At 70.6% G+C, this 25,044-nt stretch carries 29 protein-coding genes and 2 pseudogenes; 12 read left to right on the plus strand and 19 right to left on the minus strand.

The window, feature by feature from the left end:
• Positions 1 to 11: 11 nt before the first annotated feature.
• The 6 genes from ABZ823_RS10855 to ABZ823_RS10880 are packed head-to-tail and all read right to left on the minus strand — an operon-like array spanning position 12 to position 3,743.
• Entirely contained in the window at positions 12 to 1,772 is a 1,761-nt protein-coding gene (locus ABZ823_RS10855) for a complex I subunit 5 family protein (protein ID WP_361656759.1), read from the minus strand.
• Positions 1,772 to 2,119 (minus strand): sodium:proton antiporter, encoded by a 348-nt coding sequence (locus ABZ823_RS10860; protein WP_361656762.1) that lies wholly within the window; start codon positions 2,117 to 2,119, stop codon positions 1,772 to 1,774. The genes ABZ823_RS10855 and ABZ823_RS10860 overlap by 1 nt, the downstream gene beginning before the upstream one ends.
• Complete coding sequence (locus ABZ823_RS10865) at positions 2,116 to 2,859, minus strand: MnhB domain-containing protein (RefSeq protein WP_361656764.1); 744 nt, start codon at positions 2,857 to 2,859, stop codon at positions 2,116 to 2,118. The genes ABZ823_RS10860 and ABZ823_RS10865 overlap by 4 nt, the downstream gene beginning before the upstream one ends.
• Positions 2,856 to 3,119, minus strand: coding sequence for a DUF4040 domain-containing protein (locus ABZ823_RS10870; RefSeq protein WP_361656766.1), 264 nt, complete (start codon positions 3,117 to 3,119; stop codon positions 2,856 to 2,858). The genes ABZ823_RS10865 and ABZ823_RS10870 overlap by 4 nt, the downstream gene beginning before the upstream one ends.
• Complete coding sequence (locus tag ABZ823_RS10875; RefSeq protein ID WP_361656768.1) at positions 3,112 to 3,564, minus strand: monovalent cation/H+ antiporter complex subunit F; 453 nt, start codon at positions 3,562 to 3,564, stop codon at positions 3,112 to 3,114. The genes ABZ823_RS10870 and ABZ823_RS10875 overlap by 8 nt, the downstream gene beginning before the upstream one ends.
• Entirely contained in the window at positions 3,561 to 3,743 is a 183-nt protein-coding gene (locus tag ABZ823_RS10880; protein ID WP_361656771.1) for a hypothetical protein, read from the minus strand. The genes ABZ823_RS10875 and ABZ823_RS10880 overlap by 4 nt, the downstream gene beginning before the upstream one ends.
• Before the next feature lie 251 nt (positions 3,744 to 3,994).
• Here ABZ823_RS10880 and ABZ823_RS10885 point away from each other — a divergent pair, with 251 nt between their 5' ends.
• Both ABZ823_RS10885 and ABZ823_RS10890 read left to right on the plus strand, forming a co-directional pair.
• Entirely contained in the window at positions 3,995 to 4,537 is a 543-nt protein-coding gene (locus ABZ823_RS10885) for a VanZ family protein (protein ID WP_361656773.1), read from the plus strand.
• A gap of 209 nt (positions 4,538 to 4,746) precedes the next feature.
• Positions 4,747 to 5,985: a family 16 glycosylhydrolase gene (locus tag ABZ823_RS10890; protein WP_361656776.1), complete on the plus strand. Its 1,239-nt coding sequence runs from the start codon at positions 4,747 to 4,749 to the stop codon at positions 5,983 to 5,985.
• A 100-nt stretch (positions 5,986 to 6,085) separates the two neighbouring features.
• On the opposite strand, the gene ABZ823_RS10895 is transcribed toward ABZ823_RS10890, so the two are convergent.
• Positions 6,086 to 6,322, minus strand: a complete 237-nt coding sequence (locus tag ABZ823_RS10895; protein ID WP_361656779.1) for a hypothetical protein — start codon at positions 6,320 to 6,322, stop codon at positions 6,086 to 6,088.
• Positions 6,323 to 6,528: 206 nt separating this feature from the next.
• Here ABZ823_RS10895 and ABZ823_RS10900 point away from each other — a divergent pair, with 206 nt between their 5' ends.
• The 3 genes from ABZ823_RS10900 to ABZ823_RS10910 all read left to right on the plus strand — a co-directional run bounded on the left by ABZ823_RS10900 (position 6,529) and on the right by ABZ823_RS10910 (position 9,617).
• Positions 6,529 to 7,590 carry a PHP domain-containing protein gene (locus ABZ823_RS10900; protein ID WP_361656782.1) on the plus strand — a complete coding sequence of 354 codons (1,062 nt, stop codon included), beginning with the start codon at positions 6,529 to 6,531 and terminating at the stop codon, positions 7,588 to 7,590.
• A gap of 12 nt (positions 7,591 to 7,602) precedes the next feature.
• A complete protein-coding gene (locus ABZ823_RS10905) occupies positions 7,603 to 8,265 on the plus strand; it encodes an HAD family hydrolase (RefSeq protein ID WP_361656785.1) in 663 nt (220 codons plus the stop codon).
• Positions 8,266 to 8,648: 383 nt separating this feature from the next.
• Positions 8,649 to 9,617 carry an SDR family NAD(P)-dependent oxidoreductase gene (locus ABZ823_RS10910; RefSeq protein WP_361656788.1) on the plus strand — a complete coding sequence of 323 codons (969 nt, stop codon included), beginning with the start codon at positions 8,649 to 8,651 and terminating at the stop codon, positions 9,615 to 9,617.
• Between the two features lie 103 nt (positions 9,618 to 9,720).
• Here the strand turns inward: ABZ823_RS10910 and ABZ823_RS10915 are convergent, their stop codons facing one another.
• Both ABZ823_RS10915 and ABZ823_RS10920 read right to left on the minus strand, forming a co-directional pair.
• Positions 9,721 to 9,978 carry a hypothetical protein gene (locus ABZ823_RS10915; protein ID WP_361656792.1) on the minus strand — a complete coding sequence of 86 codons (258 nt, stop codon included), beginning with the start codon at positions 9,976 to 9,978 and terminating at the stop codon, positions 9,721 to 9,723.
• Positions 9,979 to 10,133: 155 nt separating this feature from the next.
• Positions 10,134 to 11,423: an ROK family transcriptional regulator gene (locus ABZ823_RS10920; RefSeq protein ID WP_361656795.1), complete on the minus strand. Its 1,290-nt coding sequence runs from the start codon at positions 11,421 to 11,423 to the stop codon at positions 10,134 to 10,136.
• Between the two features lie 404 nt (positions 11,424 to 11,827).
• On the opposite strand from ABZ823_RS10920, the gene ABZ823_RS10925 reads away from it, so the two are divergent.
• On the plus strand, positions 11,828 to 12,106 hold the full coding sequence (locus ABZ823_RS10925; RefSeq protein WP_361656798.1) for a hypothetical protein: 279 nt from the start codon (positions 11,828 to 11,830) through the stop codon (positions 12,104 to 12,106).
• A 118-nt stretch (positions 12,107 to 12,224) separates the two neighbouring features.
• Here ABZ823_RS10925 and ABZ823_RS10930 read toward each other — a convergent pair whose 3' ends face one another.
• The gene (locus ABZ823_RS10930; RefSeq protein ID WP_361656890.1) at positions 12,225 to 12,737 is read right to left on the minus strand and encodes a GNAT family N-acetyltransferase; all 513 of its coding nucleotides are present in this window, start codon (positions 12,735 to 12,737) and stop codon (positions 12,225 to 12,227) included.
• A gap of 235 nt (positions 12,738 to 12,972) precedes the next feature.
• Here ABZ823_RS10930 and ABZ823_RS10935 point away from each other — a divergent pair, with 235 nt between their 5' ends.
• From ABZ823_RS10935 to ABZ823_RS10945, 3 genes are all read left to right on the plus strand, one after another.
• Positions 12,973 to 13,467: an FBP domain-containing protein gene (locus ABZ823_RS10935; RefSeq protein ID WP_361656801.1), complete on the plus strand. Its 495-nt coding sequence runs from the start codon at positions 12,973 to 12,975 to the stop codon at positions 13,465 to 13,467.
• A gap of 70 nt (positions 13,468 to 13,537) precedes the next feature.
• Positions 13,538 to 14,812, plus strand: a complete 1,275-nt coding sequence (locus tag ABZ823_RS10940) for an aromatic acid exporter family protein (RefSeq protein WP_361656804.1) — start codon at positions 13,538 to 13,540, stop codon at positions 14,810 to 14,812.
• 279 nt (positions 14,813 to 15,091) lie between these two features.
• Positions 15,092 to 16,333 carry a lactonase family protein gene (locus ABZ823_RS10945; protein WP_361656807.1) on the plus strand — a complete coding sequence of 414 codons (1,242 nt, stop codon included), beginning with the start codon at positions 15,092 to 15,094 and terminating at the stop codon, positions 16,331 to 16,333.
• On the opposite strand, the pseudogene ABZ823_RS10950 reads toward ABZ823_RS10945, so the two are convergent.
• The 4 genes and pseudogenes from ABZ823_RS10950 to ABZ823_RS10965 all read right to left on the minus strand — a co-directional run.
• A pseudogene (locus tag ABZ823_RS10950) lies at positions 16,301 to 16,825 on the minus strand (DUF2470 domain-containing protein); the annotation flags it as partial. The gene ABZ823_RS10945 and the pseudogene ABZ823_RS10950 sit on opposite strands and share 33 nt — an antisense overlap.
• A 436-nt stretch (positions 16,826 to 17,261) precedes the next feature.
• Entirely contained in the window at positions 17,262 to 17,525 is a 264-nt protein-coding gene (locus tag ABZ823_RS10955) for a hypothetical protein (protein ID WP_361656809.1), read from the minus strand.
• 256 nt (positions 17,526 to 17,781) lie between these two features.
• Entirely contained in the window at positions 17,782 to 18,306 is a 525-nt protein-coding gene (locus ABZ823_RS10960; protein WP_361656812.1) for a hypothetical protein, read from the minus strand.
• A gap of 101 nt (positions 18,307 to 18,407) precedes the next feature.
• On the minus strand, positions 18,408 to 19,001 hold the full coding sequence (locus ABZ823_RS10965) for a terminal protein (RefSeq protein WP_361656815.1): 594 nt from the start codon (positions 18,999 to 19,001) through the stop codon (positions 18,408 to 18,410).
• Positions 19,002 to 19,100: 99 nt separating this feature from the next.
• Here ABZ823_RS10965 and ABZ823_RS10970 point away from each other — a divergent pair, with 99 nt between their 5' ends.
• From ABZ823_RS10970 to ABZ823_RS10980, 3 genes are read left to right on the plus strand one after another with little or no spacing between them, the layout of a single operon-like run.
• A complete protein-coding gene (locus ABZ823_RS10970) occupies positions 19,101 to 19,460 on the plus strand; it encodes a nucleic acid-binding protein (protein ID WP_361656817.1) in 360 nt (119 codons plus the stop codon).
• A 2-nt stretch (positions 19,461 to 19,462) separates the two neighbouring features.
• Positions 19,463 to 19,993: a DUF6233 domain-containing protein gene (locus tag ABZ823_RS10975; RefSeq protein WP_361656820.1), complete on the plus strand. Its 531-nt coding sequence runs from the start codon at positions 19,463 to 19,465 to the stop codon at positions 19,991 to 19,993.
• 16 nt (positions 19,994 to 20,009) lie between these two features.
• Entirely contained in the window at positions 20,010 to 21,389 is a 1,380-nt protein-coding gene (locus ABZ823_RS10980) for a hypothetical protein (protein ID WP_361656823.1), read from the plus strand.
• Here ABZ823_RS10980 and ABZ823_RS10985 read toward each other — a convergent pair.
• The 5 genes and pseudogenes from ABZ823_RS10985 to ABZ823_RS11005 all read right to left on the minus strand — a co-directional run.
• The gene (locus ABZ823_RS10985; protein WP_361656826.1) at positions 21,386 to 22,099 is read right to left on the minus strand and encodes a TIGR02391 family protein; all 714 of its coding nucleotides are present in this window, start codon (positions 22,097 to 22,099) and stop codon (positions 21,386 to 21,388) included. The two genes, ABZ823_RS10980 and ABZ823_RS10985, sit on opposite strands and share 4 nt — an antisense overlap.
• Positions 22,100 to 22,466: 367 nt before the next feature.
• Positions 22,467 to 23,027, minus strand: a complete 561-nt coding sequence (locus ABZ823_RS10990; RefSeq protein ID WP_361656829.1) for a hypothetical protein — start codon at positions 23,025 to 23,027, stop codon at positions 22,467 to 22,469.
• Positions 23,028 to 23,116: 89 nt separating this feature from the next.
• The gene (locus ABZ823_RS10995) at positions 23,117 to 23,428 is read right to left on the minus strand and encodes a cold shock domain-containing protein (protein ID WP_361656832.1); all 312 of its coding nucleotides are present in this window, start codon (positions 23,426 to 23,428) and stop codon (positions 23,117 to 23,119) included.
• A 422-nt stretch (positions 23,429 to 23,850) separates the two neighbouring features.
• Complete coding sequence (locus ABZ823_RS11000) at positions 23,851 to 24,408, minus strand: XRE family transcriptional regulator (RefSeq protein WP_361656835.1); 558 nt, start codon at positions 24,406 to 24,408, stop codon at positions 23,851 to 23,853.
• A gap of 9 nt (positions 24,409 to 24,417) precedes the next feature.
• Positions 24,418 to 25,044 (minus strand): annotated as a pseudogene (locus tag ABZ823_RS11005) (transcriptional regulator); the annotation flags it as partial.

Below are 25,044 nucleotides of genomic sequence, written 5' to 3' on the forward strand. Positions count from 1 at the left end.
GCAACCGCTCCTCAGCCGGTCAGGATCCCGGGCAAGGCCAGTGCCCCGAGCAGGGCCGTGCCCAGCAGGACCCAGGCCACGTAGTCCCCGATGTGCCCGGACTGCAATCGGCGCAGCGGCCACGTCCAGGGCCGTTCGCCAAGCAGTTCCGGGCGGGTGACGGCGATCGCGGCCAGGGCGAGGGCCCCGGCCGTGGAGACCACCCCCAGCAGGACACCGGCCACGGTCCAGTGGGCGGAGGCGAGCGCCCCGCCGGACCCGGCCTCGTTCACCGAGCGCGCCACGATCCCCGCGAAGCCCGGCACCACGCCGACGGCGAGCGAGCCGGCGAGCAGCAGGGCGGGCACGGCCGTCATGGTGTCCGGGATCCGGCTCAGCCGGTGCCGGGTCTCGGGCTCCTCGCCGGTGCCGGTGGTCTCGTACGCCGACCCGTCCCGCGGCTGGGGTCCCAGTCCGTAGAAGACCCGCGCGGCGACCCGGAGCACCGCGCCGCCCGTCACCGCGGACACGAGGAGGTACACCACGGTCAGCGGCCCGCCCACGGCCTCCTCGGTGACCGCCTTGCCGAGTGAGGTGCCGAACGGCGGCAGTCCGGCGAGCGCAAGGCCGCCGAGCACGAACATCACCGCGACCCCGCGCAGCGGCCGGCCCCGCCCGTGCAGCGCGTGCTCGTCGACCGAGCCGAACCGGTCCAGCAGCAGACCGGTGCAGGCGAACAGGGCGGCCTTCGCACCGGCGTGGCCCAGGAGGTACAGCGCGACCCCGTCGTCGGCCTCGGGCAGCAGGGAGCCGATGCCGACGAGGAACAGACCCATGTGGGCGATGGTCGAACAGGCGAGCAGCCGCTTCACATGCCGCTGGAACCAGCACATCAGGGCGCCGACCACGCCGGTCAGGACCCCGAGCACGGTGAGCGCCCGCTCCAGGTCGGCCGCCGGGATCCCGCCCGGTCCGGAGAAGACGGCGCCGTAGACACGCCAGACTCCGTAGACGCCGAGTTCCACCATGACGCCGGACAGCAGCATGCAGACCGGGGTGGGCGCGACGGCGTGCGCGTCGGGCAGCCAGAAGTGGAAGGGCGCGGTGGCGGCCTTCACCAGCAGCCCGGTCATGACGAGGACGAACGCGGCGAGGGTCAGCGCGTCGGGGCCGCCGTGGGTGTCCAGTCCCCGGCCGATGTGGGTCAGCGAGAGCTCGCCGGTGCGCGCGTAGAGCAGCCCGATGCCCATCAGCATGGCGTATGCGCCCAGCGAGTTGATCACGCCGAAGGTCAAAGCGCCCTGGACGGCCTTCGCCTCCTCGACGCGGTAGCCGGTCAGGGCGTAGGCGGCGGCGCTCATCAGTTCGAAGAAGACGAACGCGTTGAACAGGTCGCCCGTGATCGCGAACCCGCACATGCCGCCCTGGAACAGCAGCATGAGTGCCGGGTAGGAGCCGGCGTGCCGGCGGGGCGGTTCGTCGAAGTAGCGCCAGGAGTAGGCGAGGGAGGCCAGCGTCAGCAGGGAGGCCAGGGCGGCCATGCCGAGGCCGGGTCCGTTGCCGATGAGGACGATGCCGACGCTCGTGCCGTCGCGGGGCGTCCAGGCTCCGACCCATTCGGTCAGCGGGGGTGTGGAGTTGAGGCACAGCCAGGTCGCGAGGGCCGCGGTCCCGGCCGATACGGCGCAGCCGAAGCTCTCGGCGGCGATGCGCGGCAGCCGGCGGCCGCATGCGGTCAGCAGGCCGGCACCGAGCAGCGGGGCGGCGACGAGCAACGGCAGCAGGTGGTTCATCAGCCGCGCAGCTCCCGCAGTTCGTCGGGGTCGACCGTGCCGTGGCGCTTGGAGACCTGCATGACGAGGGCGAGCAGCAGGGCGGTGACGGTGGCGCCGACGACGATGTCGGTCAGGGTGAGGGCCTGCACCACCGGGTCCACGACCGGCCGCGAGCCGGGCTTGATGTCGGAGTAGACGGGCGCTGTCGCGCCGGCGCGGTAGCCGACGGCCAGCAGCAGGACATAGGTGGCGGACTGGCAGACGGCGAGGCAGCCGACCGCATGGATGAGATTGCGGCTGGTCGCGAGGCCGTAACAGCCGGTCAGAAAGATCCACACGGCGACGAGGTACGGCAGTACGGTCATCGTTTCCCGTCGTCCTCCTCGATCTCGACGGCCTGGTCCAGGAAGCGGGCGAGCAGGACGACGACCGCGCAGGCGACCTCCATGCCGATGGCGGCGTTGAGCAGCGGCACGGTCCCGCCGGACGACAGCGTGTTGAAGGTGCCGTACGGAAGCAGGGTGTTGGCGAGGAAGGACGTGCCGGCGAGGACGCCGGCGAGCCCGGTGACCAGGTACGCGGAGGCCGAGAGCGCGTCGCCGACCTCGAACAGGCCCATGGGCCGGATGCGTTCCAGGGCGCGGTAGTCGGCGCCGAGGTAGAGCAGGTGCAGGGCGGTCGCCACGACGACTCCGCCCTGGAAGCCGCCGCCGGGGCTGAGCTGCCCGTGGGCGATCACATAGAGGCCGGAGACGAGTGCGACGGGCAGGACGACGAGCGCGTACCGGCGGACGGGGAGCGCGACCTGCTGCGGCTGCGGTTGTCCGCGCTTCTCGTCGCGGGTCTGTCGCAGCAGCACCACGGTGCCGAGGACGGAGGCGAACAGAATGCTCATCTCCCCGAGCGTGTCGAAGGCACGCTGGTCGAAGTTGACGGAGGCGATGGTGTTGGCGGTTTGCCGGGACAGAGCGGCCCTCACGGCCCGGTCGCCGTAGGGGTGCCGGTCGCCGCCGAAGCCCGGCAGGCCGAGGCACGCGGCGACGAGCAGGGCCGCCAGGCCGGCGCCGCCGAGGGCCAGGACGATCAGTCGCACGCGCCGGGTCATCGCGCCTTTCCCTTCCCGTCCTTCTGCCTCCGTCTGACCTTGCGCACCGAGAGCATGATCAGGAGCGGGGTCACCGCGGATCCCACGGCGAGTTGTGACAGACCCACGTCCGGCGCCTGCGCGACGGTGAACAGCAGGGCGAGGCAGACGCCGAGCACGGCCAGGACAAGGGCCTGGCGCTCGGGGTCTCGCACGGCGACGGCCGCGGTCGCCGTGGCGGCCACCAGCAGCAGCACGACGACGATCAGCGGGTCATCCACGGCGGCTCCCTGTGAATCCGCCGGACAGCGCGCGGGAGGCCACGAGATTGCCGCCGATCAACAGCGCCCCGATGACCAGCAGCTTGACCATCGCCCGCCCGGGGCCGGTGACCGCGCACAGGACCAGCACCACCACGGCCCCGTACCCCGCGACGGCCAGGGTGACGGCCCGGGACCGCGGCGGGTCCTCGGCGAGGTCGTCGGCGAGCAGCCGGGCGAAGACGAGGGTGCCGACCGGGCCGAGCAGGGCCAGGAGGAGGGCGAGATCGACGTACGCGGGGCGCCCGTAGCCCTGGGCGAGCAGGAGCAGTCCGGGGGCGGCGAGCGCGCTGCACAGGTTCTGTGCGACGACACGGCGGCGCAGCGGCCCGGTGACGACGCCCCACACGGTGGTGCCGACACCCGCGCCGAGCGCGATCGTGGCCGTCCAGGTCCAGCCGTTCACCGTGCGCCTACCGCCCGCCGCGCGGCGCGTGCCGCGACCGCGCCGGCGAGCGCGGCCAAGGCCCCCACAACCCACTCCAGAGTGTCGACGGTGCTGATGAGGACGAGCCAGAGCAGGGTGAGGGCGACCCACCAGGCGAGCACTTCCAGCGCGGTGCCGAGTGCCGTACGCGCGTTCATGCCCCACCTCCATCCACCGCTACCTCCAGAAATATCCGACATGTCATCCAAGCATCGTGGCGCCCCCTCGCCACGGCGGCGCGCGAACGGCTGGTGCACGGAGTGCCCCGCCCGCGGGAGCGGAAACCGCGGCGGCACACCTCGGCCACACTGGGCCGACGACTCCCCCAGCTGCGGCACCGCTCGGCATCAGCGCATCCGTCGGGGGTAACAGGCAGTACCGAGAGAGCACTTGCAACCGGGAGGGTGGGATGGCACGCACAGTTTCGACCGCACGGACCGCGCAATTCAGTCGTCGCCGGGGCGGGGAGGCACCACGGGAGCGACGGCCGCTCCCGCTCCTTGTCCGGCTGCTGGTCATGGCACTCGCCTTCGTGGCGATGGTGGCCTTCGCCGCGGCGCTGGCCCGGATGACGCTGGAGCCGTCGCCCGCCTCCCAGGCCCTGATCCACAACAACCTGCATCCGGGCCGTTCGCTGCGCGCCTATCTGGATCAGCCCGCGGCACGTGGCGCCATCAAGCAGATCGGCGGAAACATCCTGCTCGGCGTGCCGTTCGGGATTCTTCTGCCGGTGCTGGCGCCCGGCACCCGGGGCATCCTGCGCGTGGGCATCGTCACCGCGCTCGTGATGCTGCTGGTCGAGCTGGCCCAGGGTGCGCTCGTGACCGGCCGCGCGTTCGACATCGACGACGTCATCCTCAACACGGCGGGCGCGCTGCTCGGTTATCTGCTGCTCGGACGACGGCTGGGGCGCGCGGTGCACGCACGTGTGCGGCAGCGCGGCAAGGACTGAGCGGCGGCAAGGACAGGGGGAAAGCGCAGGTGGGGCGGCGGGCTCCGGCCAAGTCTGTACCAAAGTCTTGACGACCCATTAGCTCACCTCTTGAATCAAGGGCTGAATCAACACCTCGCTTGTGGCGCGCCCGGCACGTCCGGCCGCGTCGCCGCCCCCCACCTCAGTCGGCCCGCCCGTGTCGGGGCGGCCGTACGGAAAGTGAGCCCATGGATTCCCCACGCCTGCTCCGCAGATGCCTCCTCGCCGCACTGTCCGCCGTGCTCGCCGCGTCCGCCTTCACGCCCGCGGCCCAAGCGGCCCCGCAGGCGGCGGACGCGACCGTGTTCTCCGACACCTTCGACGGCCCCGCCGGTGCCGCCGTCGACTCCTCCAAGTGGCAGATGGAGACCGGCGACAACGTCAACAACCACGAGCGGCAGTACTACACGTCGGGCAACAAGAACGCGGCGCTGGACGGCCAGGGACACCTGGTGATCACGGCCCGCCGCGAGAACCCGGCGAACTACCAGTGCTGGTACGGCACCTGCCAGTACACCTCGGCCCGGCTCAACACCTCCGGGAAGTTCACGGCGCAGTACGGCCATGTCGAGGCCCGGATGAAGATCCCGCGCGGGCAGGGCATGTGGCCGGCCTTCTGGATGCTGGGCAACGACATCGGGCAGGTCGGCTGGCCCAACAGCGGTGAGATCGACGTGATGGAGAACGTCGGCTTCGAGCCGGGCACCGTCCACGGCACCATTCACGGACCCGGCTACTCGGGCTCCGGCGGTATCGGCGCCGCCTACTCCCTGCCGAACGGCCAGGCGTTCGCGGACGGCTTCCACACCTTCGCCGTGGACTGGGCACCCGACTCGATCACCTGGTCCGTGGACGGCACGGTCTACCAGCGGCGTACCCCGGCCGATCTGGGCGGCAAGACCTGGGTGTTCAACAAGCCCTTCTTCCTGATCCTCAACCTCGCCGTCGGCGGCTACTGGCCCGGCGACCCCGACGGCTCCACGGTGTTCCCGCAGCAACTCGTCGTGGACTCGGTGCAGGTGACGACGAGCGACAGCCCCAGCGGCACCGGCGTCCCGATCACCGGGCTCGCGGGCAAGTGCGTGGACGTGGCGGGCGCGAACTCCGCCAACGGCACCCCCGTCCAGCTGTACGACTGCAATGGCACGGCCGCCCAGAAGTGGACGGTGGCGTCGGACGGTACTCTGCGGGCGCTCGGCAAGTGCCTGGACGTGGTCGGCAACGGCACCGCGGACGGCTCCAAGGTGCAGCTGTGGGACTGCACCGGCGGGCCCAACCAGAAATGGACGGTCACCGCGGCCCACGACATCGTCAATCCACAGGCGAACAAGTGCCTGGACGTGACGGACAACAACTCCGCGAACGGCACACGCCTTCAGATCTGGTCGTGCTCCGGTGGCGCCAACCAGAAGTGGACCGTCGGCTGACCGACCGTCCGTGTGTCCGGCGGCAACCGCGGACGTACGCGGCGGGCTTCGGCGAGGACGACGAGGCCCGCCCGTGCGTGCGCGTCCCCGGACAGCACACCTAGTGCCGCGTCCAGGTGAATTTGTCGCCGCCCACCCACCGGACCACGTCGGGGTCGTCGAGGTCGTGGACCGGGATGCCGGCCTCCGAGGCCACCGCCAGCACGTCGGTGAGCGACCTCGCCTCGCCGACCACCTGGCCGTCGATCTCCACGATGCGAAACGGCGGGTGGCCCGGCTGGACCCCGAGCACCGTGATCCGCGGATGGGAGATGTGGGGGCTCGCGATTTCGGTCATGAATAGAGCGTAGATCGCCCGGGCAGCCGGAGCGCTTCGGGCAGCCCACGGCCCGTGGGGCTCCCGGAGCCTCGCCGGCGCCGTACCGTCCACGCCCCGACGGCCCGGCCTCCACAGGTTCGTCCGGCCGGGTGAACGACGCCCGGGCGGCGCCCACCGTGCGAGCCGGGCACGCCTGGGCAAGGCTGGAGGGTGAGGAGGTGTCGATGGGCCCCGTCGCAGCACTGGACCGGATCGCGTTCCTGCTGGAGCGCGCCGGGGCGCCGACGTATCGCGTACGGGCCTTCCGCACCGCGGCCGCCGTCCTGGCCGCGCTTCCCGAGGACGAGGTGGCCGAGCGGGCGGCGGCGGGCACGCTGGAGTCGCTCCGTGGGATCGGCCCCAAGACCGCCCAGGTGGTGCGGGAGGCGCTGGCCGGGCGGGTCCCAGGCTACCTGGAGCAGTTGGAGCGGGAGGGCGAGAAGCCGCTGACGCAGGGCGGCGAGAGTCTGCTGGCGCTGATGCGCGGGGACTGCCATATGCACTCCGACTGGTCGGACGGCGGCAGCCCCATCGAGGACATGGGCAGGACAGCCGCGCGGCTGGGACACGAGTGGGCGGCGCTCACCGACCACTCCCCCCGGCTCACCGTCGCCCGTGGGCTGTCCGCCGAGCGGCTGCGCGAGCAGGTGGAGGTGGTCGCCGCGCTCAACGCGCAGTGGGCGCCGTTCCGCCTGCTCACCGGTATCGAGTGCGACATCCTCGACGACGGTTCGCTGGACCAGGAGCCGGAACTGCTGGAACGGCTGGACGTCGTGGTCGTGTCGGTGCACTCGAAGCTGCGCATGGACCCCCGCTCGATGACCCGCCGGATGATCGCCGCCGTCCGCAATCCGCTGGCCGACGTGCTCGGCCACTGCACGGGCCGGCTGGTCACGGGGCGCGGGCGCCCCGAGTCGGAGTTCGACGCGGAGGCGGTGTTCGCCGCGTGCGCCGAGTCCGGTACGGCCGTGGAGATCAACAGCCGGCCCGAGCGGCTGGACCCGCCGCGTCGGCTGCTGCGGCAGGCGGTGGAGGCGGGCGTGCTGTTCGCGATCGACACCGACGCGCACGCGCCCGGGCAGCTCGACTGGCAGATCAACGGCTGTGCCCGGGCCGAGGAGTGCTCGGTGCCCGCCGAGCGCGTGATCACCGCCTGGACCGCGGACGAGCTCTTGACCTGGACCCGGGAGCGCACGGTTCCCGCACGTGTGGCCGGTGCGTCCGGTGGTACCCGAGCCCGAACCTGAGGGAGGAAGATCATGGGTCGGGCGGCCGTTTTCGACGTGGACGGGACCCTCGTCGACACGAATCATCTGCATGTCACGACGTGGTGGGAGGCATTCCGGCAGGCGGGTCACCAGGTGCCGATGCACGCCATCCACCGGTCGGTGGGCCTCGGGTCCGAGGACCTGATCGCCCATCTCGTGGGCGGCCGGGACCGGGACGAGGTGGACATGCTGGTGGCCGCGCACACGGCCCTGTACGGGACGTTCTTCGACCGCCTGCCTCCGCTGAAGGACGCCGGACGGCTGCTGCGGCGGCTGGACCATGACGGCTGGAACGTCGTACTGGCCACATCGGCGAGCGGACGGGAGCTGTCGGCGCTGCGCCGGGCGATAGGGGCGGACGACGCCATCGCGGCGACGGCGAGCTCCGACGACGTGAAGGCCGGCAAGCCGGCACCCGAACCCGTCGAGCACGCCCTGGAGCTGGTCGGGGTGCCACCGGAGTCGGCGGTGTTCGTCGGCGACACGGTGTGGGACATGAAGGCGGGCACCCGGGCCGGGGTGACCTGTGTCGGCCTGCTGTCGGGCGGTATTCCGGAGGCTGATCTGCGGGAGGCGGGCGCCGGCGCCGTCTATCGGGATCCGGCGCATCTGCTGGCGATGCTGGGGGACAGTCCGCTGGCAGCGGACGCCTAGAGAGCAGAGGACGCCTAGAGAGCACAGGAGAGCCCCGACCGGACGGGGGGATCACGGTCGGGGCGGTCTGTGGTGGGCGCGGACGGCGGTCGCCTCTCGGCGAAAGGCTCCACAGGGCTTCAGCCGAACGATCGTCCCTGTGGGCGAGAGATGAGGCCCGGGGACACTGTCCCGTCCGTACCCACGGCTGATTTAACGGGAAACTACCGGTCAGTGTTCCGGAAAGGCTACGCCTTTGACGTGATCTGCGTCACCTGGCACGAGCGGTCGGAAACGAACGCCGTGGGGGACGAACGCCGTCGGACGAACGCCGTTCCGACCCGAAGGGGCGGGGGCCGGCGCCGGGTTGACTTGGAGCGCGCTTCAATTCGTAGCGTCGTCCCATGAGCACTGCACAGCACAGCATCGGGTCGGGCTTCGGCGCCAGGAGTACCGCGAAGGACGCCCTGAGCGGCATCGACCTCTCCGGCAAGCTCGCGCTCGTGACCGGCGGCTATTCCGGGCTCGGCCTGGAGACGACGCGGGCCCTCACCGAGGCGGGCGCCCGGGTCGTCGTCCCCGCGCGGCGCCGGGTCGCCGCCGAGGAGGCCTTGACGGGCCTGGACCGGGTGGAGGTGGACGAGCTGGACCTCGGTGACCTGGAGAGCGTACGCGCCTTCGCCGAACGCTTCCTCGCCTCCGGCCGCACCCTCGATCTCGTGATCAACAACGCCGGCGTCATGGCCTGCCCGGAAACCCGGGTGGGCCCCGGCTGGGAAGCCCAGTTCGCCACCAACCACCTGGGCCACTACGCGCTCGTCAACCGTCTGTGGCCGGCCATCGAGCCGGGCGGGGCCCGGGTCGTGTCCGTGTCCTCCGCCGGGCACCACCGCTCCCCGATCCGCTGGGACGATCCGCACTGGACGCGGGGTTACGACAAGTGGGAGGCGTACGGGCAGGCCAAGACCGCGAACGTGCTGTTCGCCGTGCACCTTGACCGGCTCGGCCGGGAACACGGCGTTCGCGCCTTCTCCTTGCACCCCGGCGGCATCCTCACCCCGTTGCAGCGCCATCTCACCCAGGAGGAGATGGTCGAGCGCGGCTGGATCGACGAGACCGGTGCCCTGGTGGACCCCGACGCCTTCAAGACCCCCGAGCAGGGAGCGGCCACCCAGGTGTGGGCCGCCACCTCGCCCCAGCTCGCCGGCATGGGCGGGGTGTACTGCGAGGACTGTGACATCGCGGAACCCGCGCCGGCGGACGGCGGGCGCCGCGGGGTCAAGGACTGGGCGACCGACCCGGAGCAGGCCGCTCGCCTGTGGGAGCTGTCCGCGGGCCTCACCGGCGTCGACGCGTTCGCGTCCCGCTCCTGAGACGGGTCGACGCAGTCGCGTCCCGCCCCCGAGGAAACCACCGGGAGGGGGCCGACCGCGCATCCGGCCTGCCCCGGTCACGCTCGGGACAGGCCGGTGCGGGTCAGTCGGAGGGCTCGTCCGGAACGGGGTGCTCGGGGTGGACCGAGCCCGACTGGGGGGCGCCCCGCCTGCCGGTGCCCGCCTCGTCGGTGTCGGGTACGTCGTTCGCGGACTCTTCGGTGTCCGGTGCGCGTGCGCTGTCGTCCCGGGCGGTGCGGACGTCCCACGGGTCCTCGGCATTACGGGCCTGCTGGTCCTGCATGTCCCGCGGGATCGGGCGGGTCTGCTCGCCGGGACCCTGGTGCCGTTGTTCGGTCACGGCGCTTGCTCCGTTCTTCGCTCATCGAGCAAACGGGGCCCGCGAGCGGATGCGGGCCCCGTTCGGGCGAGGCGCGAGTACCCGGTGACGTGTCCGTGAAACGACCGGGCGCGCCGTTCGAGCCACCCGGCTCGAACGGCCGATCGAGGCCCCCGTCAGCGCGGCGTCCGTTCCTCGAGGGCCGTCCGCCAGGTGGGCCGTCTTCCCTCGTGCGCGGGCTCCGCGCGCCGTCCGCCGCGGGCGAAGAAGTCCGCGAGCGGGAGGATCGCCGCACCGACCGTCACCGCGTCCGGACCGAGCCTGCCGAGGTCGATGGTGACCCGCTCGGCCGGATACCGCAGGGCGTAGGCCCTCGCGTGCCGGCGTACCGCCGACAGGAACCGGGAACCGAGTTGCAGACCCGCCCAGCCCCCGATCAGGATCCGCTCGGGCTGGAAGAGGTTGATCAGGTCGGACAGGCCCGCACCCAGGTACTCGGCGGTCTCCTCCAGGAGGGCGAGCGCCACCGGGTCCGTCTCGGTGCCTTCCGGCGGGTAGGCGGCGGCCAGCAGGGCGGTCAGCGCCGTCTCCTCGTCGGTGTGCTCGGGCGGTCGCCCGCCCTGTTCGCGCCAGCGGTCGATGAGCGACTCCGCACCCGCGTACGCCTCCAGGCAGCCGAGGGCACCGCATCGGCATCGCCGTCCCCGCACCCGCACCGTCAGGTGACCCCACTCCACGGCGCGCCCGCTGCCCACCTCCTCGGTGACCAGGCAGGCTCCGACGCCGGAGCCGAAGAGGACCACGACCGCGCTGTGGGCGCCGCGCCCGGCGCCGAACCACATCTCGGCCTGGCCGAGGGTCTTCGCCCCGTTGTCGATGAAGTAGGGGACGGAGTCCGGGAGCCGGCACGTGGAGCGGAGCAGGGATTCCACCGGCACGGCGTCCCAGCCGATGGTCTGGCCGTGCACGACGGCGCCCCGCTCGGGGGTGCGCGCCACGATGCCGGGTACGCCGATACCGGCGCCCAGGAGCTGTTCGGGGGCGATGCCGGCGGCGGCCAGGACCTCCTCGATGCCGTCGCGGATGTGCCCGACGACGACCTCGACGTCGTAACGTTGGTGCTCCAACGGCCTGTCGGTCCGGGCCAGTTCGGTGAGGGCCAGGTCGAACAGCTCGACGCGGACGCGGGTTTCGCCGACGTCGACGCCGATCATGTACCCTCCGGCGGGCGCGACGCGCAGCAGGGTGCGCGGGCGGCCGCCGTCGGAGTCGACGCTACCGGCCTCCTCCACCAGTCCGTCCGCGACCAGTTCGGCGACCACGTTGCTGACGGAGCCGGAGCTCAGACCGGTCGCCGGGCCCAGTTCGAACCGGCTCATCGGACCGTCGAAGTACAGTCGCCGCAGCACCTCGGCGCGATTGCCCCGGCGCAGGTCACGTACCGTGCGCCCGTTCCGCCCCGCCATGTGACTCCCTCCGGCCCTGCCCGACCTGCACGATACCGCCGCGCCGTCCTCGGGGCGCACGTTGACCCGTTCTTAAATCAGGCCCTAATTTAAGGCATGACAGGTGCGGCCGCCTCACTGCCCTGCCGCGCCGCCCAGGTGACAAGGGGCATGTGCGTCAACTGCCTTTCGCCGTAAGGGATTAGTGGTCCCCGTCTGAGCGCCGACCGGTGGCGGTCCGCGCTTTGGCGCCATATGAATCCGCGGTGGAAACTCCACGCCGCCCCTTGCCAGGTCGGCGGGGGCGCGCACGTCGCGGCCGAGTGCGGCGCCGGGACCTGTTCCAGGGCCGACCGGTCGATCTCCGTGCCTGTCGAGCGGGTCGTGAAACCCGGCCCCGACCAGCACGCCTAGGATCCGGGGCCGTGGCGAAGACCTTTGAAGAGATCGTGGAGATGCAGCGAGCGGCGAGTGAGGCGGAGAGGAAGGCGGCGGGGCTGCGGGAGATGTACGGCCCGCCCACCGCTACCCCGTGGACCAAGCAGCAGTCCGACCTGTACGAAACCGCGGTCCGTGCCTGGCGTGACCTCGATCGCGACCTTCGGGCCGAGATCGCCGACTACGCCAAGGAGCGCGGCAGGACCCGGAGCGACGTCGAGGCCGAGGTACGGGCGCAGGCGGGCACACCGGAGGAGGATGCCTAGGGGCCGTGAGCAGCGAGGGCCGGCCCCGCGGGCGCGACCCCGTGGGCAGGCCGCTCAGCCGGGCTCCGGGCGTCGAGCCCACCGGGCTCCACGCCTCAGGGCCACCGGGCTCCATGGCTCAGGGGCTGCCGAGGTCCACTCGCCAGTCGTTGCTGGTGATCCAGGTGCCCTTCGGGTACTCGAAGTCGACCGGCCCCAGCAGTTCGAAGCCGGCTTTCCGGCACACCGCGTTCGAGGCGACGTGGTGGACGCTCGGAAACGCGTGCAGATACCGGTGCTTCCCGGTGGCTCCCGCCGCCTCGACGACCGCCCGGGCCGCACGTGCGGCAAGGCCCCGTCCCTGGAACTCGGGCAGGACCCCCCATCCGGCCTCCCACACTGTCGTCTCCCGCCACGCCCGCTCCCAGAAGCCGATGGAGCCGACCGTCTCGCCGGTGTGCGCCAGCGTGACCCGGTACATCTGTCCGGGGTCCACGGCGAGATAGCGCCGGTGGCGCGCCAGGAGCCGCTCCTCGGTCTCGGGTCCGCCCACGTGCTCGGTCATCTCGGGACCGTTCGTCCTGCGCAGCAGCCACGAGTCGCCCTCCGCCCAGGGCTCCAGCCGCACCTGCCACTTGTCCATGCCGTCCATGCCGTCCACGGCGCCACCCTAGAGCTGGGGTCCGACAGTCACCTCGGGCCCGCGCTGGGCGTACTCGTTGCCAGAGGTGGCCGCCGGTGGTGCCGCCGGCCGAGCCACGGGCGCGAGCGCCGCAGGTCCGCCGCGCGTACAGACCGGCGGCTCCGGAAAACCATTGGTTCTCCCCCGTTCCGCCTCGCTAGTTTAGGGAAAAACCTACGCACCCTAGGTTCCCGAAGGACTCCTCATGAAAGCGCTCACCGAGCAGGACATCCGCAACTCGTTCATCAACTGCTCGAAGGGAGAGTCCAAGCGGCTGGCGGTTCCCCGTGACCTGGGCGAACGCCCCTGGGACGACCTGGACTTCCTGGGCTGGCGGGATCCGGGGGCACCGGACCGCAGCTATCTCGTCACCGAGCGCGCCCGCGGACTCGTCGGCATCACGCTGCGCTTTCCGTCCTCGCAGCGCGGCTTCCTGCACCGGAGCATGTGCTCGCTCTGTCTGACCACACACCCCGGCAACGGCGTCTCCCTGATGACGGCCCGCAAGGCGGGCGCGGCGGGGCGCGAGGGGAATTCGGTCGGTGTCTACATGTGCACGGACCTCGCCTGCCCCCTGTACATACGCGGAAAGAAGGTGCCCGAGGCCGGTGGCCGTTTCGAGGAGAGCCTCACCACGGAGCAGCAGATCGCCCGGATGATGGACAACCTGTCGGCGTTCCTGGACAAGCTGCACGCCTGACCCGGCCGCACACGGTGACCCTCCCCACCCATACGTTCGATGCCCAGGTGGACGGGGAAGAGCCATAGGGATGCGAGATGTGCGTGAGGCATGGGCGAGGGCCACCGCCCGGATCGTGAAGTGGCGCCAGGTGCCCGAGGTCGTCCAGGCTGTTCGTTCGACCGCGGCCGCGACCATCGCCTACGTGGTCGCCCTGCGCCTCAGTCCCGAGCCGGCCCCGCTGACCGCGCCTCTGACAGCCCTCCTGGTCGTCCAGGTGACGCTCTACGCGACGATCACCAACAGTGTGCGCCGGGTGAACTCCGTGGTGACGGGCGTCATCATCGCCATCGGCTTCAGTGTGCTGGTCGGCCTGACCTGGTGGAGCCTGGCTCTGATCATCCTGGCCTCGCTGGCCGTCGGCCATGTCGTACGGGTCAGCGAGTACGTGCCCGAAGTGGCGATCAGCGCCATGCTGGTCCTCGGGGTGACCCAGGTCGGCAGCACGGCCTGGGCCCGGGTCCTCGAGACCGTGATCGGCGCGGTGGTCGGCCTGGCGACGAACCTGTTCTTCGCTCCCCCGGTGTGGGTGAGCACCGCCGGAGAGTCCATCGAGGACCTCGCGCGCCGGATGCGCCAGCTGATGCTGCGCGTCGGCGAGCAGGCCTCAGGCCGGGTGCCGGCGGCCCTGGCTACCGTGCGGCTGTTCGAGGCGCGTCGGCTCGACCACGACATCGTCGAGGTGGACGCCGCGCTGCGGCAGGCCGAGGACAGTCTGAAGCTCAACCCCCGGGTCCGCGAGGGTCTGCTCCACCGGATCGTGCTGCGCACCGGTCTGGACACGCTGGAGATCTGCACGGTGGTCCTGCGGGTGATCGCCCGGACCCTCGCCGACCTGGCAAAGGCACGCGATCCCGAGCCGCTGTTCGAGCCGGAGACAGGGGCGACGCTGGAGCGGCTGCTGTCCGAGATCGCCGATGCCGTGGTCAGCTTCGCCGTACTCGTCACCACCGACGTCAGCCGCAGCGCCGAGTCCGCGGAGGGCCGGCTCGCCGAGCAGTTGGCCACCGCGGGCGCCACCCGCGACAAACTGGCCCAGTTGTTGCTGGAGAACGTGCAGCGGGACGCACAGTACTGGCATTTGCAGGGCGCCGTGCTGACCGAGGTCAACCGGATCCTGGACGAGCTGGACACGGAGCACCGCACCCGCCGTCTGCTGGAGGAGCTGGACCGCGGCGCCCGCGAGCAGCGCGAGCGGAATCCCCTCCTCGCCCGGATGCGGGAAAAGATGCTTCGCCCCGGCCTCTCCCGGTTGCGCACATTCCCGCGGGGCCGGAACCGTCCTGGGCCGCCCGGTCGTTCCTGATGACGAACGATGGGCGGGAAAGCGGGGGACGGATGGGCGCGGCACGGATCGAGGTGTACGGCTCCGGTTCACGCGGAGCCTTGGCAGCAGCCGTCAGCACGAGGTGAAGCCGCTCGGCGACGCCCCGGGCGGCCCGTGAAGGACGGCGGCCGGTGAAACGATCGACGACGACGCACGCCCGTTGCGCTTTGCGCAACGGGCGTTGCCCGCCTTGCACTTCCCGTCGATACGGGCCATGGTGGCTGTCGCAGACGAGGCCGTCGACTCTGAAGGTGCGGGATGCGCAGGCGTACGGAACCGACGCGGGCTTCGTCCGGCGGGGGCTGGAGCAGGCGCCGTCTGCTCGGCGCCGCCACCGCCGCGGCGGCGATGGCCACGATCCCGGCACCCGCCGCGCCCGAGCGGGCCACGCCGCACAGGCAGCCCGACCAGGCTGCGGACGCTCCCCGGCCGACCGCGGCCGACACGTCTTCGCCGTCACGCCGTTCCTCCGGCCCCCGCCCGCTGCTCCTCGGCACGTACACCTCTGTCGAGGGCGGCGGCCAGGGCATCGGCCTCGCGTCGTACGACCCGGGGAGCGGCAGGATCACCGGGGGGGGCTCGCTGACCGGTGTGCCCGACCCTTCGTATCTCGCGGTGCATCCCGACGGGCGCACGCTCTACGCCGTGGACGAGCGACAGGACGGCTCGGTGACGGCCGTACGCCTGGACGGGCACAGGATCCTAGGCACCCGCGGCACGGGTGGCGCGGGGCCCTGCCATCTGTCGGTGCATCCGAGCGGGCGGTGGCTGCTGAGCGCCAACTACCTCTCGGGCAGCGTGGCGGTGCATCCCATCGACCCCTCGGGTGCGCTGGGCGAGCGTACCGACCTCGTGACGCACTCCAGCCCGCCGCCCGGGCCGGGGCAGCAGGGACCGCACGCCCACCAGTTCCTCACCGGTCCCGACGGCGGCCATGTACTCGCCGTGGACCTGGGCACCGACACCGTCTACACCTACCGTCTCGACCTGTCCCGCGGCACGCTCAGCGAGGTCTCCCGGGCGCGGACCCGGCCGGGCGCGGGGCCCCGGCATCTGACGTTCCACCCCGGCGGCCGCTTCGCCTATCTCGCCAACGAGGTCGACAACACGGCCGTCGTCTGCGCCTACGATCCCGAGACCGGAAGCCTCACCCCGGGCGAGCCGCAGTCCACGGGCACGGGCGCCGGGACGAGCTATCCGGCACAGTTCGTGGTGACGGCGGACGGGTCGTACGCGTATCTCGCCAACCGGGGCCACAACAGTCTGACCCGGTACGCGGTCGAGGCGGGCGGGGCCAGGCTGCGGCTGCTGGACACGGTGCCGGTGGGCGGTGACTTCCCGCGCCATATCGCGCTCTCCCCTGACGGGCGGTTGCTGTTCGCGGCGAACCAGCGGTCCGGCACGGTCAGTGTCTTCCACGTCGACCGTGGGAGCGGCGGCCTGCGGCGTGCGGGCGAGCCGTTCGCCTCACCGGTCGCGGTCTGTGCGCTGCCGCTGTAGCGCCCGAGGGCAGGCGGCCCGCGCGGCCTGCCCGAGCAGCACGTGCACGCGTTCGGTCAGTTGGGCGGTGTCATCGGCGGGCCGGTGGAACGTCAGGCGTACGTCGCCGTGGCCGCGGGCCCGCTCGATGCGCAAGGTCAGTCCGTGGCGGTCGACGGCGAGCGGCTGGACGCGTACCGCGCCGTGCAGGCTGTCGGGCTCGACGAGACGGGTGAGCCGGTCGACCGCTTCGGGGTGGGCGTCGGCGAGATGGGTGAGCAGCCCGGCCTCGGCCGTGGCGAGCGGATCCGGTTCGGCGGCCGCGTACTCGTCGGCGTCGACTGCTGTCACGCCGTTCGCCCGGCGCAGCGCGATACGCGTCGGCCGCAGGACGAGCTGCCCCTCGTCGGGCACGAACGAGCCGGCGAGCCACAGCCGGGCGCGGATCCGGGACCGTACCGGGACGGGTGCCACATCGGCGAATTCCAGTACCGCGGACGGCTCCCCGCGCGGCCCAGCGGTCAAACTCACCTGTCAATCGGTCAGGATCGCCTGTCAAAGGACAGTCGGCCGGACTGTTCAGCAGCGGACGGTAACCGGACTCGGGCCGTGTCACGCTGATCAGGCACGAGGCCCGGATCGGGGTCCGGGCCCGTGGTTCCGGGCCGAATCGGCCGCGTGACACCCGAGCGTGACAGCCGGACGGGGTGCGTGACACCCCCTGGGCGTGACAGCGTGACAGTCACCTTCCGTGATCGTCACGGGCTGCGCCTCCCAGCTATGTCACAGGGTCACCGGTCATCTCCCAGAAACGCGTCTGCCTGGGGAAACGGCCTCCCAATGTCACAGGCGTAACAGGTATATCGGGCATTTTTGGCTCTCAGGCTCCCAGACCTGTCACAGGTCTCGCAGGGGGATCTGGGAGCCTGGGAGGTTGCAGAGGGTGAGATCACAGGAGGGCCGGGCGGGGGCACCGGCACAGCTCGCAGTCGGCGCAGCCGGCGCACTCCATGCAGAAAGCCTGTGGTGTGCGCGGGCAGTGGCAGATCGGGTTGTAGTCGGGGTCGTCCTCGCCGGGGTAGTACGTCTCACCGATCGGCGGTTCGGTCCACGCGTAGACGGTGCCGTCGGCGAGCAGCTCCTCGAAGTGCCGGCCGATGGCGCTGGCGGTGTGCCAGACCGCGACGACCTCCGGCTCCTGGTCGTGGGTCATGCCGGGCTCCCTGCGGTGTCGGCCGGCTCGGTGGTGCGGGTGAGGAGCGCGGCGAGGTCGGCGGTGGCCTCGGGGTGGGCGGTGGCGAGCCGGGCCGCGAACGTCAGCTCGCCGGCGCGGCGGTGGGGACCAGGGGGGCGAGCGCGGACAGCAGCGCGGCGTGCGCGAGGACGGGCTGCGGCAGGAGGCTGGCTGCGGTCTCGCGGGCGGCCGGGTCGGCGTAGTGGCCGTGGTGCGCGGCCAGGGCGTGGGCGAGTCAGGCGTCGACGTCGACTGGGATGTAGCCGCCGGCGCGGCGGGCGAGTTCGTCGCGGACGGCTTCGTCGCCCTCGCGGGGCTCGGCCTGCTTCAGGGTGCCCAGCTCGCGCAGCGCCTGGAGGTCGTCGGCGCGGGCCGCGATCCGGGCGGCTTCGCGGAGCTCGGCTTCGCGGGCGGCGGCCGCGGCTTCGGCGGCGAGCTCGGTCTGGACGACGTCGTCGGCGTCGGGGTCGTAGACGGTGCCCGGTGCCGCGTCGGTGAGCATCTGGTCGATTCGCTCCCACTCCGCCAGCTCCGCCCGGCCGCGCGTGTCGTCGGCCAGGTGCTCGTGCCGGGAGTCCTGGCGCGCATCGAACCGGGCTTCCTCGAGGGCGCGGGCCACGGCGGCGGCGTCCATGCCCTTCGCGCGGCGGCGCACGACGCGCTGGCCGATGCGGGCGTGGTCGACCGGCTCGCGGGGCGCGGCGACGCGTGAGGCGATCGGGCGGCGGATATCGTGCCGGGGCGACCAGGGCGTGGTCATCGGGTCCTCATTCGTCTGCAGATTTGGGTGTGGGCCGCCGCCAGAGCGCTGTGCGGCGGCCCGCGAATATGGGTTATAGCAGGCCCTGAATTCCGGACGGGTCAGAATTGAAACTCGATCGACCGAACGTCTGTGAAATCAGCGCGCAGCCCGTCAGCCCGGGTGCCCCAATCCGTGAAATACGACTCGGTGATCGCCTCGGCGACGATCGGATGCAGCTCCTCCTCCGTCGCACCGGCCTCCTGGATCTGGAGGATCTGGGAGGCGTAGGTGGGTGATATCGGCGTGGTGATGGTGCGCTCGCGGCCGTCGTCCGAGCTGCCCGTGCAGGTGAATCCGAAGTAGGCCGTCACCTCCACCATCATCCCGCTGGAGGTGGCCGCTCGTTCCCTCGCCTGTGCTCTGACCTGCGGTTGCCACTGGGATTCGGTTTCCTCGACGAGCACGGCTTGGAGGCGCTTGTGGGGCTTCTTCAGCTGTCCGGCGCGGTAGCGCTGCACGGTGCGGGTCGAGACGCCCAGGCGTTCGGCGAGGGCCTTCGTGGACCGCTTGGCCCGCGTGTAGAGGAATTCCATCTGAGCCTTTGCCGATTTCGGCGCGGGCCGGGTGAACACCTTCCGCTCCGCCCGTACGAGGGCGTCCAGGACCTTGCCCCGGCGTGGGGTCGGCTGCTGCGAGTCGTGCTGATCGTCCATGGGAGAAGCGTCCGTCAGGTCACCTGTGGACAGATGACGGCGAGCACACCCCCGCGTCGTACGGACGGCGCTGTCGGAGGGTCGAACTACTGTTGGGCCGTGACGACGTACGCCTATCCCGACGATCTCCTCGAGGCGCAGCGGGCCCTGAATGAGGTGCGCGCCAGCCTGAAAGCGCTGGTCAAGACGCTGCCGTACTCCGTGGAACCGATGGAGGCCTGGGAGCGCCCCGACGGCTACTGGCTCGCCACGTCCCGGTCGTATCCGGACTCGCCGGGCTGGTCGGAGCAGGAGCAGAAGGAGGTCGCCGCGCTGCGGGAGAAGGAACGCGATCTCACTGCCGTGATCCTCACGCACGCCTTCTGGGGCGAGGTCGCCGCACCCGAGCGGGCCGATGCCCGGTCCCAGCTCAAGCACGCCCTCGAACGCGAGGACGGCGAGGGCCAGGAGGCGGCGTAACCGTGGCGGACACGCCGCACGAGCCGCCGCCCATCACTGTGGTCCTTCCCGACGGCCAGGAGGTCGCCGGCCGCCTCCAGGAGCGCCAGCAAGTCCCGGATGCCTGGCTGTACAAGGTGGCCGTCCCGGCCTGGCAGAACACGCCTGAAGGCCGGGTGGAGCCCGCCTGGTACGTGGTGTGGGTGAAGGCCCCCGACCACGTGAAGCCCGTGCCCGGCGTCTCGTACGACGACGTCCCCACGACACGGTTGCCCCCGCCGCCGGCGGAGCGCGAGATCCTCGGGCCGCGCCGGCCATCGGGCTGGGTGCTGCAGACGCTGGAGCGCGGCCGCCGCATCATCCATGCCGTTGACTGCGAGGAAGCACCCGCCGGGGCGCCGGTGCTGGCCCTGGACAAGGCGCTGGACGCGGCGGAGCACCCCGGAACTCGGCTGTGTTCTCTGTGTGGTGCGGCGGCCGAACTCGATCCCGTGCTCAGGGGGTTCGAACATGGCTTCGGCGGTGCGGAAAACGGAGGTAGGGAACCGTCGTGATCGTCACACTGGCGGGATGAGCCTGTTCGACGCCGACGCCTACGATCCCGACGACATGATGGTGCACCCTCGCCATCAGGCGATGCAGCCGGTCTTGGCTCAGCTCATTCAGCAGCTCCGCGACTGCGAGACGGTGGAGGCCGGGGTCGAGTTCCAGCGGGACCTGCTCACTCGCCTGCTGGAGGTGGAGAAGGACCGCGCGGGGTTCAAGCGTGCCGCCAAGCGGATGCGCAGCGGAAAGGGTCCGCACCCGGAGGCGCCGGAGCCCCAGTCGGGCCGGGACCTCACCGACGTGGCGACCTGGCGGTTCGAGCAGGACGTGTGCGAACGGCTGGCCCGCCAGCTGCGCTCGGTGGGTGACGCGCTGGCCTGGCGGGTCTTCGGCTTCCACCGCCCGTTCATCCTCGCTCTGTGCCGCAACGACTCGCCCGGCCTGATGTACGGCAAGGCAGGGCTGCAGGCGGAACGCGAACGTGTCGAGAGGGCCTTCAAGGAGGACGGTGCCTTCGCGCTCCTGCACGACCTGACCAACTGCCTGCGCATCGGCGACATCACGGTCTGGGACGAAGTGCACCCGCCCCGCACGGAAGAGATCAAGACCAACCCGAACAACACCAAGAGCGCTCAGCTACGGCGGATCAACCAGGCCCGCGAGGCGGTGCTGGACGGCGGCCCGCTGCCGGGGGACAACGCCTCAGAGCTCCTCTACGACCTGAACCTGCCGCTACGCACGCACCTGGACGTGCTGCGCGAGGCCCTCGAGCGGGCCGCAAACGAGGGGATATACGCCACCGACGTTCCTGGCAGCCGGGCCCTGTTCGTCATCGACCAGTACGGATGTTCCCAGCAAGGACTGTCCTCGAAGCAGTTCAACGAGCGCCTTCGGCAGAACGTCGACGCGGCATTGCAACGGGCAGGGATCGCGGCCGGCCGCGAGGACCACAACATCCACGTCACCAGTCTCGACAGCACGGCCCGCGACCCGCTGCGGGTGCCCTGGGCGAACTACCCGCTGCATCCCGTGGCCTGCGCCCGCCTGATCGGCGACTACGCCGTGGCCACCGTGGAGACCTCCGGTCCTCTACTGACCCGCCTGCTGCAGGTGGCCGGCCTGGACGCACGCTGGGTACGCCCGCCGGGAAAGGCGGACCTGCAGCAGGGCGAGGTCATCATGGAGATCCACCAGCAGGAACAGCTGCGGGCCGTAGCACTGCCGGGGGGCCTGACGATGACGCCGGGCTGGACGCTGCAGATGCGCCGGTCCGAACTGGACCGCTACCTGATCGAGCTGCTGCGGCCGGGCTCGTGGGTTGCGGGCATCAAACACGTCCTCGCCGCACGGCAGGCCGGGCGGCCGTGGCCGCACTACCGCAACGAACACGAGATCTGGGTCTAGGTGGCGCGCTCCACAGCGCACTGCTCGATCCAGCGGGCGAGGACGCTCAAGGTCGCCAAGTGCTCCAACGCCTCCTGTTCGGTCCAGGTCACCTCATCCTCGTGAGCGGCGACGTTCCGCAGGGCGAGGAAGGCGCCGACCGCGAGGTACTTGGCGCCTTCCTGGCGGGCGCGCCACGTAGGTGTGTTGCGGTCGCCGTCGAAGCGCAGGCGTGGTTTCCCTGCGACAGGTTCCTTCATGTCGAAGGCCTGCATGCACAAGTCCGTCTCGCCGATGTCGTGGCGCCCCAGCTTCTGCTGGAGTCGGCGATTCACGGTGCGGGCAGCAGCCAGGACGGCGTCCTGCCGGGCCTCTGCGCCCCACAATGGGGCGGCCGGCTCCCACACCCAGGGGTGGAACTGATCAGCGGGCAGGGTGGGTGCATCTGGTACGAGCCGGGCGGCCCATTCGTCCATGTCGGCCAGAATGCCCAGGCCCCGATGAATCTCGTTGCGGGCCATGTCTTCGCCTGCCATCTGATCGAGATTGATCTTTTCGGCAAGCTGCGGGTCCAGGAGCCGCAAGATCTGCTTGACCGTGGGCTCTGCGCGATGCAGCTGCTCATACAGCGCCGCATCGCCTATGTAGTCGCCGGGCCGTGTACTTCGTTCGTAGCGCAGGGCCAGGTCGTCGAACGCCTCAAGCCGCTGTCGCATCCAGTCTCGATCCACGGGCCGCATCCTAGGAGCGGAGTCTGACACTCCCACTTCCTGCCCACAGGCTCGGCAAAGCCAGGAGCAGCAGCAAGGGCCCGAACCCAGAAGTGTGACTGAGCGCTTCAGTTGGCGAGTACGCGTGCGCCAGGACGTCAGTGGCTTGCCGTCGGACAGTAGGCCCGCGCAAAGTCGAGCATCGATTCATGGGGCGTGGTCACTCGCGCCAAGGGCTCAAGCCCAAAATTGCTCGGCCGAACTCTCAGCACTGCATCTTCGGCCACCTACCCGTTTTCACATCCGGGAAGACCATCCCAGTCCAAAAAGTCGAATCGGCTCGCCAGTTGCCCTGACGAGCCGACTCGGATACCGAAGTTACGACCTCTCAGGAGTCATAGGCAATCTTGAGGTCGCTGGTGTAAGGCGTGTCCTCGGTGCTGCCACTGTCCTGCGCAGTCATGGACGGAGTGATCCCGTCGAAGAGGGAATAGTTGAAGCTGAAGCCCAGGTCGGCCTTGCCGGTCCTGCCGCCGACCTTTACGGGAAACGTGCAGTTCCCGTAAAGCGTGTAGTTCTTGTTGCGCCGATTGTTGGGGACTGTCGAGTGCCAGAAATAGTCGACGCCGACATTGGCGTGACTGTCGTGGTAGGGCAGTTGCATGTGGCCGGCCGAGCATGTCATTCGACCTGTTGCTATGGCCTGTATTGCCGGGGAGGTGCGGAACGACCAGGCCATGGGAGCGGGGCGCCCGACGGTACCGGCCATGTTCACCTGCCCGGTGAAGGTGCCGTTGCCGTCTGTCTTCGTGTAGGAGGGGTCTGAGACCTTGAACGTGAAGCTGCCATGCTGCGTCCCGGCGTGAGCGGGCACGGCACCCAGAGCGAGAACTGCGGCCAGTGCAGCGGAGCCGAGTGCAGCAATCTTTTTCGTGGACTTCGAAGACACGAGATTCCTGTCTGAAGCGCACAACAGCAGGGACCACGCCACTGCTGCGCATGCTGATACGAGAGATTCGGTCGGTTACCGATACTGTGTCAGGAATCGAACCTGATGTTCAGGTCGGATGAATAGCCGGGCTGCTCGCCCTCGTTGGGCGAGCGTCGCGCTCCAGCTCCAGGCCAGACGGACACGGCACGCCAGCAGTACTCGTCCTGTTCAGCCTGCTCGACTGAGAAGGTGACGGACTGGCCAACGGTCAGCTCTCGATAGCCCTCGGCCTGGATGACCGAATAATGTGCCCACACCCTGTCCGGGAGGGCATCGGAAGCAAGAACTCCCCAGCCCTCCTCGCTGTGCCACTCAAGCACGCGGCCGGAAAGCACCTCTGCTGACTTGGTGTCAGACATTTTTTCGGGTTCCCCCTTGCAACACCGGTAAGTCGCCGTTCCGGCGTACGCTGTGGTCAGCAGCGCTCGACCGAACCGCAGTCACGTTAACAGATGAACCGGAACCGAGCGATCTTGTTTTGGCCCTGTGTTCGACAACACGTCGGTTCCCCCTTGGCAAGCAGGGCCTCGGCCGGGCGGCCCAGACATAACGGGTCGTACCTTGTAGCCGCCTCGGCCCTTCACCGCTCGGCCCGCAGCGCAAGCGCACTAGATCGAGGAGGGACAGCAGTGAACACGAGCGTCGCCGCTCCTCGATGCCTACGCCCCCCAGCTCACCCGGGCCCTCGGCGTTCCCGCTCCGGTCGCCAACTCGCGCGTTCACTCGCCAACTGAAGCGCTCAGTCACAAGAAGGCAGTTCGGGCCCTTGCTGCTGGGAGATCTACAGGTCGAACTCGAGGTGCTCGATGTCTGTGAAGTGGACCTCCTCCAGGGAGCCGGCGCGGCGGCCGCCGTCCTGGAAGTAGACCTCCTTGAGCGCGTCGGCGGCGATCTGCTGGAGCTGCTGGTCGCTGGCCCCCTGCTCCTGGGCGTCGAAGAGGCGGGCGGCGTAGCGGGGCGGTAGGGCGACGGTCAGGTGCCGGATGCGGTCCTCGTCCGTCGTCCCGATCGGCGCGACGTAGCCGAGCCGGGCGCGGGTGTCGATGACGATGCCGCCGGTGGTGGCCGCCCTCTGCCGGGCCTTGGCCCTGATCTGCGGCTGCCACCGCTTTTTGACCTCGCGCTCCAGGCGCGCGGCAAGGTCCGGGCGGGGCTTTTTGATCTGGTCCTTCACGTACCGTTCGACGGTGCGCTGGGAGATCCGCAGCATCTGGGCGACCGGCTTGGTGCCCTTGAGCTGCTTGACCAGGTACCGCATCTGCGCGGGCGCGCTCTTGGGCGCCGGGCGGGTGAACGCCTTTTGCACCGCGGTGTCCAGGCCGTCCCCGAACAGGCTCATCGCCCTCTCCTACTCTCCGGTGTCGGCGTCGGTGACGGTGCCGTCCTTGATGTAGCGGGCGAGGTTGAGTTCCGGGGCGTTGAACCGCTCGCGGACCTCTTCGCCCCACAGGACGCTCTGGGTGCCCTCGTGCTTGACCAGGCCGGGGTTGATGCCGAGCTTGAAGCCGCCGGGCAGGGGCTTGCCGTCGCGGTAGGGCAGGAAGTCCAGCGGCGATTCGCCGTTGGCCGCGTAGACGACGCAGTCGGACAGGATCGCGATCGGGTACTGACCGGTGAACGCCGCGTGCTTGACGATTTTCCGGTGCAGGTTGATGCGCGTGCGGGAGATGACCGCCGCGCGGATGTCCGGCCGCCACGTCGGCCGGGACAGGGCCCGCCACGACTCGCCCGGCCGCCAGCCCTCACCGCGCGGCCGCTCGCGCAGCTTGCCCAGGCCGCCCTTGACCGTCGCCTTGATCGCCGAGACGACGATCGCCAGCTGCGGGTCGCGCTCCTTGTAGCCGTCCATTGCGGCCAGGAAGTCGGCCGGCTCCATGTCGGCGTGCACGCCGAGGTCGGCCATCGTGGCCAGGTACGCGTCCCGGAGCCGGTTGTACCAGCCGTCCAGATAGCGGCCGTTCTCGTACCGGACCCA

Origin of the sequence: Streptomyces sp. NPDC047079 (genome assembly GCF_040643755.1) — a bacterium.
Lineage (GTDB): Bacteria > Actinomycetota > Actinomycetes > Streptomycetales > Streptomycetaceae > Streptomyces.